Below are 15,469 nucleotides of genomic sequence, written 5' to 3' on the forward strand. Positions count from 1 at the left end.
CTATCGGGGTCCAGGCAGGAAAAAAACTCTTTTAAACGAAGTAATAGGTACTAACTAACAGATGAGGTGTGGCCGTGCTTAGCAAAAAGATTTTGGTGGTGGATGATGAAAAGCCCATTGCGGAAATCCTGCGTTACAACCTGGTGCAGGAAGGCTATGCCGTGGTGGTGGCCTATGACGGCGAGGAAGCTACCCGCCTGATGCAGACCGAATCGCCTGATCTGGTTCTGTTGGATATTATGCTGCCCAAAAAGGACGGCTTTGCCGTCTGCCGCGATATCCGGCGGGTAAGCAATGTTCCCATTATTATGCTCACAGCAAAGGATACCGAACTTGATACGGTGCTGGGCCTGGAGCTGGGTGCCGATGACTATGTGACCAAGCCTTTTTCCGCCCGTGAAGTGTTGGCCCGCGTTAAGGCCCAACTGCGCCGCACACAAGCTGCCAAAGGGCCTGGCGGCGAGTTTCTCATCTGTGATGACCTGCAGGTGGACACCGGCAGGATGGAAATCCGCAAAAACGGTGTAGACATTGATCTTACTTACCGGGAATATCTGCTCCTTGTGTACCTGATGCGCAACGCGGGGTATGTTATCAGCCGTGAGAAGCTGCTATCTGAAGTGTGGGGCTATGATTTCTACGGTGATGAGCGAACAGTGGATGTCACTATTCGCCGTTTGCGGGAAAAGATTGAAGAAAACCCCAGTCAGCCCCGCTATATTCGCACCAAGCGCGGTGCCGGGTATTTCATCAGGAGAAAAGATCATGTTTAGAAGCGTTCAGTGGAAAATTGTCTTTATCTATTCTCTGCTGATTCTTTTTGCCATGCAGTTTTTCGCCGTGTTTTTGACCCAGTCCCTGGAGCGGTACTATCTGGATACGTATGCGGAAAACCTGGAATCCCAGGGTTTACTACTGGCCAATTTTGTGGAACGCTATCTGGCCGGCGGCGATGACGACGGTTCCATTGACGGCCTGGTATTGGAGTACTCCCGTTATGCGGGAACCACCGATATTATGGTCCTGGATGCTTTTGGCCGGGTTGTTTCCTCCTCCCGCCCTGAAGAGCAGCTGCAGGGCCAGCGAATTTTTCAGGAAGAAATAACCCGGGCTCTTACCGGCAGCCGCAGCGAAGAAATACGGTTGGAACCGGAAACAAGGGAACGGGTCAAATATCTTGCTCTGCCTGTCCGCTCCGGTGAAAAAACGCTGGGTGTGGTATATCTGATTGGTTCACTGGAGCCCATTTATGCCACACTGCGGGAAATCCAGTTTATCTTTTTAACAGGGGCGGTACTGGTCATCGGAGTCACGGTTTTGCTGGGCTTTTTTCTGGCTAAGACCATTACAGGCCCTATTCAGGAGGTTACCTCCAAGGCAGCACAAATTGCCCACGGTGATTTCCGGCAGCGTATTACAATCCATTCCCAGGATGAAATCGGCCGGTTGGGCCAGATGTTTAATTACCTCTCCCGCCAGCTTGACGCCACGTTAAGGGAAATCTCTTCGGAAAAGGGAAAAGTGGAGGCTATCCTCAATCATATGACCGACGGCATTGTGGCTCTGAACCGGGACGGACAGGTCCTGCATGTCAACCCCACTGCCCACCGACTCCTGGATTTAAACGAAGAGAGTGAACCTACTGCGGAAGTACTGGGACAGTTGGTGGCGCCGGTGGATTTGGCGGCCATTTTAAATACGGGACGGCAGGAAAGCCGTGAGATTATGCTGCAGCCCCACCAGCAGCTGATTGTTGCCAGCTATGTTCCCTTCCATACCCAGGATGAAATTACCGATACCGAATTTCTCTCCGGAGTGCTTATTGTTCTCCATGATGTCACCAAAGAACGGGAACTGATTCGCATCCAACAGGAATTTGTGGCCAATGTTTCCCATGAACTGCGTACACCGCTGACCACCATGAAAAGTTATACCGAAACCTTATTGGGCGGAGCCATGTATGAGCCTGAGACCTGCCTGTCTTTTCTTTCCACCATGGAAAAGGAAACGGAACGGATGGTGCGGTTGGTAAAGGATCTTTTGGCGCTCTCCCAGTTGGATTACCGGCAGGTGGCCTGGCGGAAGGAAAAGCTTCCTTTAAATGAACTGGTGAGTGAAGTGGTCAACGAACTGCGCGTTAAATTTCAGGAAGAACCGCGCCATGTTACGGTGGAACTGCCTGAGACTACGGTCTGGCACTGTTTTGACCGCGACAAAATGAAACAGGTTTTGATTAATGTCATTCAGAATTCCTTTAAGTATACGGCGGAACACGGTTTAATCCGGATTGCACTGGAAGTGGCTGAAGACCAGGCTGTAATCCATGTAGCCGATGACGGCATAGGTATTCCACCTGAGGATGTTAAACGGGTATTTGACCGTTTTTACCGTGTGGACAAGGCACGGTCCCGTGATTTTGGCGGAACCGGACTGGGACTGTCCATTGCCCGTGAAATTGTGGAAGCACACGGCGGCAGTATTACCGTATGCAGTGAGCCGGAAAAGGGCACCCAATTTACCATAAGCCTGCCGCTGACAACGGATGAAGGAGGGGCGGATGCATGCGAGAGCGCATAAAAACGCTGGTTTTATTAATTTTGGTTCTCACAAGCATTGGCCTGACCGGCAGGCTGCTATTTGGTCAGCCCGCACTGGAAACGGCGGCCTTGCCTGCTTATGAGCAGCTGGTATTTGGTGAAATGCGCCCCGTAACGGAACAAAATCTTCCTACACTGCGTCTTCAGGAAGTAGAAGAAAAGGAAGAAGAAGAAGAAGAAGAGAAAGAGACCACCTGGCGGATACTGTTTCCCTGGGACAATGAACACCGCCAGGCCTGGGGCCTGATGCTGGATTTGATGCGCATCTCTGAGCTGCCGCAGCAGCAGGAAGAAGCGCCGGAGCTGACCGGCAGGGTTGTTACCGCTGAGTTTGCCGTGCCCGCTACTCCCGGCCTTTGGTTGTCCTCTGCCGCCTCCGCAGACTTACAGATTACCGAGGCGGCCTGGCTGGCTGCCGAGCCGGAGTACATCTGGTACAGGGACGTGGCGGGAGAATGGCTAAAAGGACAACTGCCTGCTCTGCCGCCGGAATGGGAAAGTGAGACTGTGGAAACTTTTTCTCAGGCAGCAGTATATGTGGCCAGCGAAGCTGAGTCCTGGGAGGCGTTAAACCTACCTGAAGAAGAGGTTATTTTGCTGCCCGGGGAAATGCCTGTCCTGGCAGCTTATGCTACGGTACCGGAGGAATTGGATGCGGAAAAACTGCTGCGCAGTATTTTTGTGGACACCGCTCTGGTGCGACGCATTGAGGAGCGGGACGGCGCCTTTATTTATACCGACGGACAACGGGGGTTACGTTTCTTTTCCCGTGGCGAACTGGAGTATTCTTCCCCCAATAGTGAACCGGGCCAGGAACCACTGGAGCTTTCCCAGATATTGCGGGAAACAGCCCAGTACCTGCAGTTGATGGGCGGATGGCCCGACCATCTGCATTTGAATCAGTTGGAGGAGGCTCCTCAGTTAAGTTGGGACAGGCGTCAGCAGCGCACCTATTCACTGTCTATGTTTTCAGTTCAGCACGGAGTGCCGCTGATTACACCCCAGCCTCCCGTTTCCCTGCGCCTTTCAGACCGTGGTGTGATTCATTATAACCGCCAAATCACCTTACTGGACAACCCGGTGGGGCAGGAAAGCCGGCTTTTGGATCCCCGCGAACTGGCAGAAACTGTGGCGGAAAGGCTGGAGGCCGACCATGGCGGCGCAAGGCTTGTAGATATCTACCCCGCCTATTTTGTTGGCAGGGCCGCCGGCCAAAGCACAGCCCATCCGGTTTGGACATTTTCTTTTTCCGGCAATAAAAAGGCGGTAATGCACGGCCACACCGGCCGCTTTCTCACCTGGATTGAGGAGGAGCAATAATGGATCTTTCCAGAGCAAAAACCATTCTGATTATAGCCTTTCTGCTGCTAAATATTTTTTTGGGTTACCGCCTCTGGTATACCCCTCAGTTTCTGCAGGCCGGACAGGTCATTACCTCAGAAGAAGTGGAAGCAGCCCGGCAATTGCTGCGGGAACATGGCTATGAGTTGCAGGCAGCCATCCCCCGTGAGGTGCCACGCCTTGCCCTTTTACATGTTTCCCGGGAAGCAAAGCCTCCGTCAGCCTGGGCTAAACTCCTGCTGGATGAAGAAGTGCCCGGCGTGGTGACAGAAACAGGCAGCATTAAATTTCAAAGCGGTGAGGCCTCGGTGGAGGTAGCCCCCAACGGCCAGGTAATATATCGCCGCGATAAGACCGGCGCTGCTTCCGGGGATACATCTCCACAGACAGCCGATAGTTTCCTGAGGGAGCGGCAGCTTTGGTACGATGACTTAACCTTGGATGCGCAGCAACCCCTTGGCACCCAGGAGGGCAGCCGCATCAGTTATGTGCAGACGCACCAGGGGTTTCCCATATTTTTCAGTACAATTGATGTTTTTATTGCCGATGGCTTTGTATATGGTGCTAACTTTTACCGGGTTAATCCCCTGAGCTTTAGCGAGCAGGAAGTACAGGTTATTTCCGCAGCGGAGGCCATGGAGGCCTTTATCGAAATATCTGCCGATTCTGGCGAAAATAAAATTACCGATATCTCCCTGGGGTATTTCAGCGCGGAATATGACGCTGAGCGCTGGGAAATAGTGCCTGTTTGGCGAATTACCGCCGATGATGGCTCCGCTCTGTATATTAATGCCTTTACCGGAGAAGCCGAAGCTTCCGCCTTGTAAAAAACTGTCTTTAAGACAGGAATTTCATATTTATATCACGAATATATATTTTCAGTAGCAGAAATGTATTGTATACTGATATGGTATGGAGTTATGACAACTAACAGTCACACGCAGGAGGACTAATAGATGCCCAAATTGCTTATTAAGGGTAACAGACAACCCCTTCAGGGAGAAGTTAAAGTAAGCGGCGCCAAAAATGCTGCCGTAGCCATTATTCCGGCAGCCATTCTTACTGCTGCACCGGTGCGGATAGAAAATTTGCCGGAGATTAACGACATTAAAATTCTGGTGGATATACTGGACGCGCTGGGCGTAAAAACCCAGTGGGAGAGCAGTTCAACCCTGCTGGTGGATGCGTCTACGCTAAAGAGCTGGCAACCACCCTATGATTTGGTAAAAAAACTGCGAGCCTCCTACTATCTCATCGGCGCTCTGGTGGGTCGTTTCGGCAAAGCGGACGTGCCTATTCCCGGCGGCTGCGATCTGGGCCCCCGGCCCATAGACCAGCATATTAAGGGCCTGGCAGCCCTGGGCGCCCAGGTGGATGTGGAGCATGGACTCATCAGAGTGGAAGCGAATCATCTCACCGGGACCAATGTTTACCTGGATGTGGTCAGCGTCGGTGCCACCATCAATATTATGCTGGCTGCTGTGCGGGCCCGCGGAAAAACCATTATTGAAAACGCAGCTAAAGAGCCGGAAATTGTGGATGTGGCCAATTTTCTTACTTCCATGGGAGCCAAGATTCGCGGAGCCGGCACTGATGTAATCAAAATTACCGGCGTGGACGAACTGGGGCCCGCGGATCACTGTGTGATCCCCGACCGCATTGAAGCAGGCACATATATGATTGCCGCCGCTGCCACCGGTGGAAATGTGCTGTTGCGTGACGTGATTCCCAAGCATCTGGATCCCATCACCGCCAAGCTGCGGGAAATGCATATGACGGTGGATGTCACCGATGACCAGATTCGTGTTGTGGGCTGTGCTTCACCGCAGGCTGTGGATATCAAGACCTTCCCCTATCCCGGCTTCCCCACCGACTTGCAGTCCCAGGCCATGGTCCTTTTGACTCAGGCCAGTGGTAGCAGTGTTATTACCGAAAATGTATTTGAAGGGCGCTTTAAGCATGTTGATGAATTAAAACGCATGGGAGCCCGTATTAAGGTGGAAGGGCGCACGGCCATAATTGACGGCTGCTGTGGTCTTTCCGGTGCCCCTGTCCGGGCCACCGACCTGCGGGCAGGAGCTTCCTTTATTATTGCCGGGCTCATTGCCGAAGGTGATACCGTTATCAGTGAAATTAATCATATTTACCGTGGTTATGAAAAGATTTGTGACAAATTAAATGCCCTGGGCGCATCGATTCAGGAAATTGAATAGGTAGCGTTATGCAAATACTTTTGGCACGTCACGGCCAAACAACGGCAAACGCCGAAAAGCGTTTTCAGGGGCAGATTGACTGCCCCTTGAATTCCACAGGGCAAGACCAGGCCCGCCGTCTGGCAGGGCTTCTGGCCCAGTTTGAGCCGGGCAGGATTTTTACCAGTGATTTAAGCCGCAGTATCCACACCGCCCGGCCGGCGGCAGAACTGCTAAAGCTTGAGCCGGTGGTATCCCCGGTTTTCAGGGAATATTCCTGGGGTGTGTTGGAGGGTCTGACCTGGCCGGAAATAAAAGAGCGGTATCCCGCTCTTTTTTCAGAGCTGCGCATAGATCTGCGCCGGGTAAACATCCCCGGGCAGGAGCCGCTGGAAAGTTTTCGCCAACGACTGCAGCAGGGGCTGAAGCTGCTGCTGGATGAAGGCAACCCCCGCACCGTGGCCCTGGTGGGCCATGGACGGTACTTAAATGCCCTGGTGGTGGAGTTTCTCGGTTTGGATTTTGCCGGACCTTGGCCCTTTTCTTTTTCCTCTGCTGCGGTCACCGTCCTGGAAGCGCGCGGCGGACGCCGCCGGTTAATCAGGTTCAATGAAGAATGCCATTTGATGGGAGAAACCAATGCTTGAAATATGTATGCTGGCCAGCGGCAGTTCCGGCAACGCCATTTATGTGGCAACAGAGCAAACAAAACTGTTAATAGATGCCGGCCTGAGCGGTAAAAAGCTGGCCGCCGCCCTGACGGAAATTGATGTTGACCCTTTTTCTCTGGATGCACTGCTTTTATCTCATGACCATAACGATCACACCTGTGGCGCCGGCATTATGGCCCGGCGCTACCGTATGCCTCTGTATGCCACAGGCCCTACCTGGCAGGCCGCCGCCTGTAAAATGGGTCCTGTTCCAGAAGAGATGTGCCGTACCCTGCCCTCCTTTGGAGAGATGCAGTTTGCCGACTTAACGGTGGAAAGCTTTCCCATACCCCACGATGCGGCAGGGCCGGTTGGTTTTGTCTTTCGCCAGGCAGAGAAATCCATAGCCCTGGTCACCGATCTGGGCATGATTACTCCAGACATTTTTCAAATGCTGCAAAACGTAAATTGCCTGGTGCTGGAAGCAAACCATGATGAAGAGATGCTAAAAAACGGTACATATCCATGGCCCCTGAAAAAAAGAATTCTCAGCAGCCGGGGACACCTTTCCAACCACCATGCTGCAGACTTTCTCACCGATATTATCAGTCCCGTCACAACTCATGTGGTGCTGGCTCATCTAAGTGAGCACAATAATCTGCCGCAGCTGGCCTTTAACACCGTTGGAGAAAAGCTGACGACGGCGGGCTGTGAGCCGGGGCGCGCAATATCTTTAGAGGTTGCCCGTCGTTTCGGCCCCAGCTGCCATATCTGTCTAACCTAGTATGGCCCTTGTTATGGTGGGTATAATTTCAGAATAGCAGTTGATCTTTATTCTAGATTCATATTTTTGTCACAACTTCCTGTTATAGTGTGCTTATAAATCTTGTGTTAGGGGGGGTTATATGGACTTTTTCAACGGGTTTAATCAACCCCGAAATCGGACAGGACTGTCTCTTTTTATCGTTGCACTTTTGGGAGCAATCCTGGGAGGAGTGCTGGTGGGCCTGATTTTTGTCAATTTTGCCCAACCTGCAGAAACTGCACCGGACTCATTTGTTCCCGGAGAACAGGATCAGGACATAGAATATACCGACCGCGACCGCCCGGAATATCAAAACACCGCCGTTGTACGGGCGGCGGAAGAGGTGCTGCCGGCGGTGGTAGGTATTACCAACCGAGCCATGGTTTTTGACCGTATTCACGGCCGTTCCATCTTGCGGGAACGGGCTACCGGGACCGGAGTGATTATAGATTCCGGCGGCTATATTGTGACCAATAACCATGTTATTGAAGACCATGAGGAATTAAGCGTGACTTTAGCCGACGGGCAGGAGTATGAAGCCAGCCTGATTGGTGCGGATCCGGCCACAGATTTGGCCGTTATCAGGATAGATAAGGAAGGCTTGGCGGTTTCGCACTTCGGGGATTCCGACAAGCTGGCGGTGGGGGAAACTGCCATTGCCATCGGCAACCCGCTGGGGCTTGCTTTTTCCCAGTCTGTTACAGTAGGTGTAATCAGCGCCAAAGAGCGGATGATTGAAATAAATGAACATGAGTTTACCTTCATCCAGACCGATGCCGCCATTAACGACGGCAACAGTGGCGGGCCGCTGGTTAACTTAAACGGCGAAGTAATTGGTATCAATACCGCCAAAATCAAAATCGCCGGCGTGGAGGGAATGGGTTTTGCCATTCCTGCCAATACCGTTAAAAACATTACCCGGGACTTAATTTTGCACGGTCGCATTATCCGTCCCTGGCTGGGCGTTTATTGGGGCGGCGATGTGGATGAGTCGCTCTCAGAGCAGCTGAACCTGCCTGTGGACTACGGAGTGCTGATTCAGGACGTGGTTGACGGCAGCCCTGCACAGCAGGCGGGCATTCGCCGCGGTGATGTGATCATCCGTATTGATGATAAGCAGATTACCAACTTCACCGATCTGCGTGACGGTCTACAGGAGTTTAGCGTGGGAGATGAAGTGGAAGTTACCATTATTCGAGACGGCCAGGAGCTGACCATTGATACTACCCTGGCTGAACTGCCCGAACAGCTGGATTAATCAAAAAACTGGAAAGGACGGCCAAAGCCGTCCTTTCTTTCTTTTTTCTCTCTCCACTCTGTGTTAAGATAACAAAAAGAACATACTTTAGATGCTATATTTAGTAAAGGAGACGTTATGCAGGTTGTCCTGTTTTTTATTGACGGTTTGGGCCTTGGCCCCATAAATGAATATAACCCTCTGGCCACCACGGCCATGCCTTGTATAGAGAAGCTGTTGGGCGGTCAAAGCCTGACAATGGAGGCGGTGGGTACCAAGACCCAAAAAGCCACTCTGCACTCCCTGGATGCCACTCTGGGTGTGCCCGGCTTGCCGCAAAGCGCCACCGGCCAGACCACTCTCTTTACCGGGGTAAATGCCGCCCGGGCACTGGGCCGCCACATCCGCGGCTTTCCCACTGAGCCCCTGCGTAAAATTCTGGCTGCAGAGGGCATATTAAAAAAGGTGCTGGAACTGCCCCAGAAAGCCGTTTTTCTAAACGGCTACCGCCCCGAATTCTTTACAGATCTCTCAAACGGGGAGCGGTTTTATTCTGCCACCACCCTGATGAACCTCTACGCCGGACTGCCCTTTCATTCCTTTGCGGACATGGCCGCAGGCAGGTCGATATATTCCGATATCACAAATGAAGTGCTGCAGGAGATGGGTTTTGATGTGCCCTACGTTTCGCCGGAGAAAGCGGGAAAAATCCTGGCCGAAAATGCCGCCCGCCATGATTTTCTCCTCTTTGAATATTTCCTCACCGACATGGCGGCACATAAACGGGATCGGGAAAAAACAGCTTATTGCTTAACCACCATCGACCGTTTTCTGGCCAGTATCCTTAAACAGTTGGATTTGTCACAGACACTGTTTATCATCACCAGTGACCACGGCAATATCGAGGATCTTACCACCTCCGGCCATACCAGAAACCCGGTTCCCTTTCTCCTTATCGGTGCCGGCCATGATAAACTGCGGCCCATCACCGATTTAACCGAAGTGACTCCTCTGATCTTAGAGTTATTACAACAATCCTGAAGCAGGAGGTATTGCCATGTACGCAGTGTGTGCAGAACATGTGGAACAGGCCATTGACCGCTATGTAGATGAATATGAGCTATCCCCGGACCTTCATCGCCTGGAGGAGTACCAAAAGGAAAAAAAGGTGCCGGCTCACTGCCTGTATTGTTCCCTACCACCGGTGTACCTGTTAACCTAGGAGGAAAAAATGCAGATTCAGATTCTTACCGTGGGCAAAATCAAAGAAAAGTACCTGAAGATGGGTATCGATGAGTACACAAAACGCCTGGGCCCATTTGCCCGGGTGGAAATCCGGGAAGTAAAGGATGAAAAAACTCCCGACGGCGCTTCTGCGGCGGAAGAAGAACAGATTCAGGCCAAAGAAACGGCCCGGCTCAAAGCTCTGCTTAAGCCGGGCACCTACATTATTGCCCTGGATATCAAAGGCAAAAACCTTTCTTCCCCGGAATTTGCCTCCCAACTGGACAAACTGGCCACCACAGGCCAAAGCCACATCACCTTTCTCATCGGCGGCAGCCTGGGCCTCTCCCGGGAACTTTTAAAGATGGCCGATCTGCGCCTTTCCTTCTCCGCCATGACCTTTCCCCACCAACTGTTTCGCCTCATCCTCCTGGAACAAATCTACCGCGCCTACAAAATAAACCGCGGCGAACCCTACCATAAATAACCAAAACCAGACACGGGAAACTGTGTCTGGTTTTGGTTAGCAGGCCGAAGTGACGGAAAAGCCCTCTTTTTTCAGCTCTTCTACGATGCGTTTGACATGGCGGTGGCCGTTGGTTTCCACGGTGACCTCCAACTCCACATCCATGAAGCGGTCAAAGGCTTTAAACTGGTTGTGATCCAGTTTTATCACATTGGCGTTCATGCGGGCCAGGATTTCAGCGATTTTTTGCAGTTGTCCCGGTCGGTCCGGGAGTTCAACGGAAAAGCAGAAGATGCGTCCCCGCGAAAACAGGCCGCGGTTAATCATGGCCGACATGGTTAAAACGTCGATGTTGCCGCCGCTGACAATGCTGACTATTTTTTGATTGGGCCGGTTGATTTTCTTTAGTGCCGCCAGCGACAGCACGCCGGCATTCTCGCCCACCACTTTATGTTTATCCAAAAGCAACAAAAAGGCATCCATAATATCAAAGTCGGTTACGGTGACAATCTCGTCCACATAATCGCGGATAATGGGATAGGTAATCTCTCCGGGGTTTTTCACCGCCACACCGTCGGCAATGGTATCCACATCGTCCAGCTGTGTAAGGCGTTTATTTTCCACCGAGATTTTCATGGCCTGAGCACCGTCGGGCTCCACGCCGATGATGGTAATGTCTGGTTTTATGGCTTTAGCCGCCAGGGCAATGCCGGAGATTAGTCCGCCGCCGCCGATGGGGGCCACGATGCAGTGAGCATCCGGCAGTTTTTCCAGCACTTCCAGAGCAATGGTGCCCTGCCCTTCGATGACATCCAGGTCGTTAAAAGGGTGGATAAAAACCAGGTTCTCTTGGTCCATGAGCCGTTTGGCTTCGGCAAAAGCATCATCATAGCCATCTCCGCACAAAATGACTTTTGCTCCATAGCCTCTGGTGGCTTCCACTTTAATCAGCGGTGCGGTCTTAGGCATCACAATGGTGGCTTTTACGCCCAGTTTTTGCGCAGCGTAGGCTACGCCCTGGGCATGGTTGCCCGCAGAAGAGGCAATCAGGCCCGACTTTTTTTCTTCCGGAGTAAGCTTGCTGATCTTGTTATAGGCGCCGCGAATCTTAAAAGAGCCGGTGGTCTGCAGGTTTTCCAATTTGATATATGATTGGTTTTCCGTTTCTTTACTAAAGGGCATGCTGTGTTGCAGAGGCGTTTCAATGCTGATGCCGGCCAGGCGTTTTTTTGCCTGCTCAAACTGCTGAAGAGTTAGCATGGCCAAGACCCCCTTCCTATTTACAGTCTATATCCCGGTGAAGCTCTTATACATTAACGCTGAATTAAGCTAATTATATCTTTCCCGGTCCGGTAAAAAAAGAGAGCATGACAAGCCGTTATAAAATATTCACATTTTACCGGAGCATACCAGAAGGCACTGGGCACATCCTTTCAGTGAATAAGCCAGGCAGCGGGTAGCGCTAAAACCAAAGGGAGTAAAAGCATCCGCCGGACAGGCCCGGATACATTCCCCGCAATGGCTGCAGTGCCGAGAGGCCATGGCAGGGGATTTGGCTGACGGCAGTGGTGCGTTGGTAAACGTGGCGGCAAACAGCAGGGCTGAACCATGCTTTCTGTTGGTGATTATCCCGTTTCTCCCCCATTCCCCAAGACCTGCGGCAACGGCCAGCGGCCGGAAATCACCGTAGAGCGATAAAATACTTTTGTGTTGGGCCAGATACCCCTGGGAGCGGAGAATACCGGCTATAACGCCCTGCACATGGCGGCTTACTTTTAAGGTGGAAGCCAACTGTTTGGTTATTTTTGCCGGTTGTCTTAAAAACCAGGTGTCGGAAAAAGGAAAGGCCAATAATATCACCGGCTCAACTTTTCTGATTTTTGTAAAACCTACTAAAACGGCTCCTTTCCTTAAAGCCGTTTGCCGTATATAATGCGCCAACTGAAGTTGCATTACATTTCCTCCTGTAAGTGCACTAATGAATGTGTTTTCGGTATTTTAATCATTTTTTTGCTGAATATTCAGGGTGACGCGTATGATTCGAAAAAAAAGGGCCATAATATGGAATAAGGTTTAGATTGTGTTAAAAAGTGAGTACGCAAAATATACTCGCCTCTTGATAAGGCAGAAACGGTTAGCGTAATTCATCTTTTTGACCAAATTATTATTAGGAGGCTGTAAGGTGCAAGGAAAAGTAAAATGGTTTAATGCAGAAAAAGGTTTTGGCTTTATTGAGAGAAGCGATGGAGATGATGTATTTGTCCACTTCTCCGCTATCCAGAGTGAGGGTTTTAAGACTCTGGAGGAAGGTCAGACGGTGGAATTTGAAGTGGTTGAAGGCAACCGTGGTTTGCAGGCAGCCAACGTCACAGTTGTTCCCTAGTATGAGTAAAGGACGCTCCGTTTTGCGCGGAGCGTCCTTTTACCTTGCTGGCCCCTGAACACCGACATACGTCTAAACGCCTGAATTTGGGGAAGAAAAAGAAGGAAATTACACAATTGCATGAATATTTCTTCTCAGAGTGACTATGGTTAGTTTAATAGGCCAGAGGAATGTTTAAAACATTCGACTTTCGAACATAAATATAATACAATATATGTAACTTCTCTGTGGATCTACAGGAAGTTTTTTTCGTACTGTAAAGAATTCTTGGTAATATACACAGTACTTAAACAAATGGGTTTTATTATTAAAGGAGGAGAAGAACCATTAGTTCTGAAGAAGGCAGTAGGACCAACATTTCCGAAGCAAAGAGAAAAGAAGTATTTCGCAAAGTGGAAGAGAAGGGAATCGAATTTATCAGGCTGCAGTTCATTGACATTTTCGGTGTTTTAAAAAGCATGAACATCACACCGGATGAGTTGGACGAGGCTCTGGACGGCAAACTGATGTTTGACGGATCATCCATTGACGGCTTTGCCCGTATCAATGAATCGGATAAATGTCTGGTGCCTGATCCCGATACGTTTCAGATAATGCCGTGGCGTCCCACTGAAAAAGGTGTGGCCCGGATGATCTGCGATGTCCACAACCCTGACGGTACCCCCTTTGAAGGCTGCCCGCGCTGGAATTTTAAACGGGTTCTGCGCGAAGCCACCGATATGGGGTATGAGTTCAATGTGGGGCCCGAAGGAGAATTTTTCCTTTTTCACACCGATGATAAGGGCAGGCCGACTCTGGAAATCCACGACAAGGCCGGATACTTTGATCTGGCACCCATTGACTATGGGGAAGATGCGCGCCGAGACATTGTATTGACCATGAAACAGATGGGCTTTCGAATTGAAGCATCACACCACGAAGTGGCACCCGGTCAGCATGAAATTGATTTCAAGTACGATGAAGCTTTAAAGACCGCCGATAAGTGGGTAACATTCCGTGATGTGGTTAAAAATATCGCCAAGAACCATTGTTTGTATGCCACCTTTATGCCCAAACCCTTTGCCGGGGAAAACGGCTCGGCCATGCACTGCAATCAATCGCTGTTTAAAAACGGGGAGAATATTTTCCATGATCCCAACGGCGACTATGAGTTAAGTGAGACAGCACTGTATTATGTGGGAGGGCTCTTAAGGCATGCCAAAGGCATGACGGCCATTGCCAACCCCATTATCAACAGCTATAAGCGTCTGCGGCCCGGTTATGAGGCTCCCATCAATATTGCCTGGTCCAACTCTAACCGTAGCACTCTGATTAGGATTCCCGGCCGTCGGGGCAAAGCCACCCGCGTGGAGCTGAGAAGCCCGGATCCGGTGGCCAATCCCTACCTGATTTTTTCGGTTATGTTAAAGGCAGGGCTGGAAGGCATTAAAAACCAGATTACACCTCCTCCCTCCGTGGAAGAGGATGTCTATTGCCTGACGGCAAAGCAGCGTGCCGACCTTGATTTAACTTATCTGCCCAGGGATCTGTACGCGGCTCTAAAAGAAATGGAGAATGACCCGCTGGTGGAGGAAGCCATTGGCAGCCACTGCTACAACCGCTTTCTGGAAGGTAAGTACAAAGAATGGAATGAGTACGCAGAACAGGTCCACCGCTGGGAAATGGACACCTACCTGCGCAAATATTAAAGACAAGAAAAAGCTGCCTTCACAGGCAGCTTTTTCTTGTTAAGATTGAGAATCTTCTCCGGGCTTGCAGAGGTTTGAGCCTCCGGGTGTAAGCTTTTGCAGATAGTCGTCCAGATAGGGTACTTCTTCCCGTGCCCACTGCAGAGCTTCCCGATCCACCGCACGGATTAGGATTTCTTCTTTTTTATCCGATGCTTCCGCCAGTATATCGCCCAAAGGGCTCACCAGTTTGCTTTTGCCGCAGCTGTTGTTACCTACCGTGTTAACGCCAAAAACATAAATGGTATTGTCAAGGGCCCGTGCCGGCAGCTGAATGTCCCAGCGGTGTGAAGCGGCCACGCTCCATACCGAAGGGCAGACAATAATTTCTCCTCCCGCCAGTGCAATCAGGCGGCTGGTTTCCGGAAACTCCATCTCATAGCAAATTAAGACCCCGATTTTGCCCGCATCGGTGTCAAACACAGGGTAGTTGATTTCTCCCTGGTTAAAGATTTGCTGTTCACGCCCCCAGAGCAGACTTTTTCTCACAATGCCCTGCAGATCGCCGTTGCCGTTAATAATGGCGGTGGAAATAAAGATTTTGTCTTCATCGTTTTTTTCCACAAAGGGGCAGATAATGGTGGCTCCGGACTTTGCCGCCTCTTCCTGCATGGTGGGCACCGTTTTTTCGTCCACCTTTTCCGCCAAATCAAAAAAAGCGCTTTTGGAAAGATAATAACCTGTTGTCCACAGTTCGGGCAGCACAATCAACTCCGCTTCCTGTACTGCCTGCCGGATAAACATCTGGCCCCGCTTTAAGTTTGCGTCTATATTGTTCATTATGGGTGTCATTTGAATCCCTGCCACATGAAAAATAAGAATCACCCCCTACTAGCTTTACCGAAAT

Annotated in this window: 16 protein-coding genes; 13 read left to right on the plus strand and 3 right to left on the minus strand. The window is 50.8% G+C overall.

What is annotated here, in order from left to right:
• Positions 1 to 74 precede the first annotated feature (74 nt).
• From DEALDRAFT_RS10915 to rlmH, 11 genes are all read left to right on the plus strand, one after another.
• Positions 75 to 773, plus strand: a complete 699-nt coding sequence (locus DEALDRAFT_RS10915; protein ID WP_008517401.1) for a response regulator — start codon at positions 75 to 77, stop codon at positions 771 to 773.
• Positions 766 to 2,577 (plus strand): ATP-binding protein, encoded by a 1,812-nt coding sequence (locus tag DEALDRAFT_RS10920; RefSeq protein ID WP_008517403.1) that lies wholly within the window; start codon positions 766 to 768, stop codon positions 2,575 to 2,577. Before DEALDRAFT_RS10915 ends, DEALDRAFT_RS10920 begins: the two co-directional genes overlap by 8 nt.
• Positions 2,562 to 3,917 (plus strand): two-component system activity regulator YycH, encoded by a 1,356-nt coding sequence (gene yycH / locus DEALDRAFT_RS10925; RefSeq protein WP_008517406.1) that lies wholly within the window; start codon positions 2,562 to 2,564, stop codon positions 3,915 to 3,917. Before DEALDRAFT_RS10920 ends, yycH begins: the two co-directional genes overlap by 16 nt.
• Positions 3,917 to 4,765, plus strand: a complete 849-nt coding sequence (gene yycI / locus DEALDRAFT_RS10930; protein WP_008517408.1) for a two-component system regulatory protein YycI — start codon at positions 3,917 to 3,919, stop codon at positions 4,763 to 4,765. Before yycH ends, yycI begins: the two co-directional genes overlap by 1 nt.
• A 129-nt stretch (positions 4,766 to 4,894) precedes the next feature.
• On the plus strand, positions 4,895 to 6,151 hold the full coding sequence (locus tag DEALDRAFT_RS10935; protein ID WP_008517410.1) for a UDP-N-acetylglucosamine 1-carboxyvinyltransferase: 1,257 nt from the start codon (positions 4,895 to 4,897) through the stop codon (positions 6,149 to 6,151).
• An 8-nt stretch (positions 6,152 to 6,159) separates the two neighbouring features.
• Positions 6,160 to 6,777: a histidine phosphatase family protein gene (locus tag DEALDRAFT_RS10940; RefSeq protein WP_008517412.1), complete on the plus strand. Its 618-nt coding sequence runs from the start codon at positions 6,160 to 6,162 to the stop codon at positions 6,775 to 6,777.
• Positions 6,770 to 7,564, plus strand: a complete 795-nt coding sequence (locus DEALDRAFT_RS10945) for an MBL fold metallo-hydrolase (RefSeq protein ID WP_008517414.1) — start codon at positions 6,770 to 6,772, stop codon at positions 7,562 to 7,564. Before DEALDRAFT_RS10940 ends, DEALDRAFT_RS10945 begins: the two co-directional genes overlap by 8 nt.
• 121 nt (positions 7,565 to 7,685) lie before the next feature.
• Positions 7,686 to 8,843: a S1C family serine protease gene (locus DEALDRAFT_RS10950; RefSeq protein ID WP_008517416.1), complete on the plus strand. Its 1,158-nt coding sequence runs from the start codon at positions 7,686 to 7,688 to the stop codon at positions 8,841 to 8,843.
• 117 nt (positions 8,844 to 8,960) lie between these two features.
• Positions 8,961 to 9,863 carry a metalloenzyme domain protein gene (locus tag DEALDRAFT_RS10955; protein WP_008517417.1) on the plus strand — a complete coding sequence of 301 codons (903 nt, stop codon included), beginning with the start codon at positions 8,961 to 8,963 and terminating at the stop codon, positions 9,861 to 9,863.
• A gap of 16 nt (positions 9,864 to 9,879) precedes the next feature.
• On the plus strand, positions 9,880 to 10,044 hold the full coding sequence (locus DEALDRAFT_RS16520; protein ID WP_008517420.1) for a CxxH/CxxC protein: 165 nt from the start codon (positions 9,880 to 9,882) through the stop codon (positions 10,042 to 10,044).
• Positions 10,045 to 10,053: 9 nt separating this feature from the next.
• On the plus strand, positions 10,054 to 10,533 hold the full coding sequence (gene rlmH / locus DEALDRAFT_RS10960) for a 23S rRNA (pseudouridine(1915)-N(3))-methyltransferase RlmH (RefSeq protein WP_008517422.1): 480 nt from the start codon (positions 10,054 to 10,056) through the stop codon (positions 10,531 to 10,533).
• Positions 10,534 to 10,569: 36 nt separating this feature from the next.
• On the opposite strand, the gene ilvA is transcribed toward rlmH, so the two are convergent.
• Both ilvA and DEALDRAFT_RS10970 read right to left on the minus strand, forming a co-directional pair.
• Positions 10,570 to 11,772 carry a threonine ammonia-lyase gene (ilvA, locus tag DEALDRAFT_RS10965; protein WP_008517425.1) on the minus strand — a complete coding sequence of 401 codons (1,203 nt, stop codon included), beginning with the start codon at positions 11,770 to 11,772 and terminating at the stop codon, positions 10,570 to 10,572.
• Between the two features lie 129 nt (positions 11,773 to 11,901).
• Positions 11,902 to 12,465 (minus strand): 4Fe-4S binding protein, encoded by a 564-nt coding sequence (locus DEALDRAFT_RS10970; protein ID WP_008517427.1) that lies wholly within the window; start codon positions 12,463 to 12,465, stop codon positions 11,902 to 11,904.
• Positions 12,466 to 12,694: 229 nt separating this feature from the next.
• Here DEALDRAFT_RS10970 and DEALDRAFT_RS10975 point away from each other — a divergent pair, with 229 nt between their 5' ends.
• Positions 12,695 to 12,895, plus strand: a complete 201-nt coding sequence (locus DEALDRAFT_RS10975; protein WP_008517429.1) for a cold shock domain-containing protein — start codon at positions 12,695 to 12,697, stop codon at positions 12,893 to 12,895.
• A gap of 356 nt (positions 12,896 to 13,251) precedes the next feature.
• On the plus strand, positions 13,252 to 14,583 hold the full coding sequence (glnA, locus tag DEALDRAFT_RS10980) for a type I glutamate--ammonia ligase (protein ID WP_040378946.1): 1,332 nt from the start codon (positions 13,252 to 13,254) through the stop codon (positions 14,581 to 14,583).
• Between the two features lie 39 nt (positions 14,584 to 14,622).
• Here glnA and DEALDRAFT_RS10985 read toward each other — a convergent pair whose 3' ends face one another.
• On the minus strand, positions 14,623 to 15,447 hold the full coding sequence (locus DEALDRAFT_RS10985) for a nitrilase-related carbon-nitrogen hydrolase (RefSeq protein WP_276324451.1): 825 nt from the start codon (positions 15,445 to 15,447) through the stop codon (positions 14,623 to 14,625).
• Positions 15,448 to 15,469: the final 22 nt, after the last annotated feature.

Origin of the sequence: Dethiobacter alkaliphilus AHT 1 (assembly GCF_000174415.1) — a bacterium.
Taxonomy (GTDB): Bacteria; Bacillota; Dethiobacteria; order Dethiobacterales; family Dethiobacteraceae; genus Dethiobacter; species Dethiobacter alkaliphilus.

Coding starts and splice junctions, on each gene's coding strand:
- DEALDRAFT_RS10920 (WP_008517403.1), top strand. CDS start 766: ATGTTTAGAAGCGTTCAGTGGAAAATTGTCTTTATCTATTCTCTGCTG.
- yycH (WP_008517406.1), top strand. CDS start 2,562: ATGCGAGAGCGCATAAAAACGCTGGTTTTATTAATTTTGGTTCTCACA.
- yycI (WP_008517408.1), top strand. CDS start 3,917: ATGGATCTTTCCAGAGCAAAAACCATTCTGATTATAGCCTTTCTGCTG.
- DEALDRAFT_RS10935 (WP_008517410.1), top strand. CDS start 4,895: ATGCCCAAATTGCTTATTAAGGGTAACAGACAACCCCTTCAGGGAGAA.
- DEALDRAFT_RS10940 (WP_008517412.1), top strand. CDS start 6,160: ATGCAAATACTTTTGGCACGTCACGGCCAAACAACGGCAAACGCCGAA.
- DEALDRAFT_RS10945 (WP_008517414.1), top strand. CDS start 6,770: ATGCTTGAAATATGTATGCTGGCCAGCGGCAGTTCCGGCAACGCCATT.
- DEALDRAFT_RS10950 (WP_008517416.1), top strand. CDS start 7,686: ATGGACTTTTTCAACGGGTTTAATCAACCCCGAAATCGGACAGGACTG.
- DEALDRAFT_RS10955 (WP_008517417.1), top strand. CDS start 8,961: ATGCAGGTTGTCCTGTTTTTTATTGACGGTTTGGGCCTTGGCCCCATA.
- DEALDRAFT_RS16520 (WP_008517420.1), top strand. CDS start 9,880: ATGTACGCAGTGTGTGCAGAACATGTGGAACAGGCCATTGACCGCTAT.
- rlmH (WP_008517422.1), top strand. CDS start 10,054: ATGCAGATTCAGATTCTTACCGTGGGCAAAATCAAAGAAAAGTACCTG.
- ilvA (WP_008517425.1), bottom strand. CDS start 11,772: ATGCTAACTCTTCAGCAGTTTGAGCAGGCAAAAAAACGCCTGGCCGGC.
- DEALDRAFT_RS10970 (WP_008517427.1), bottom strand. CDS start 12,465: ATGCAACTTCAGTTGGCGCATTATATACGGCAAACGGCTTTAAGGAAA.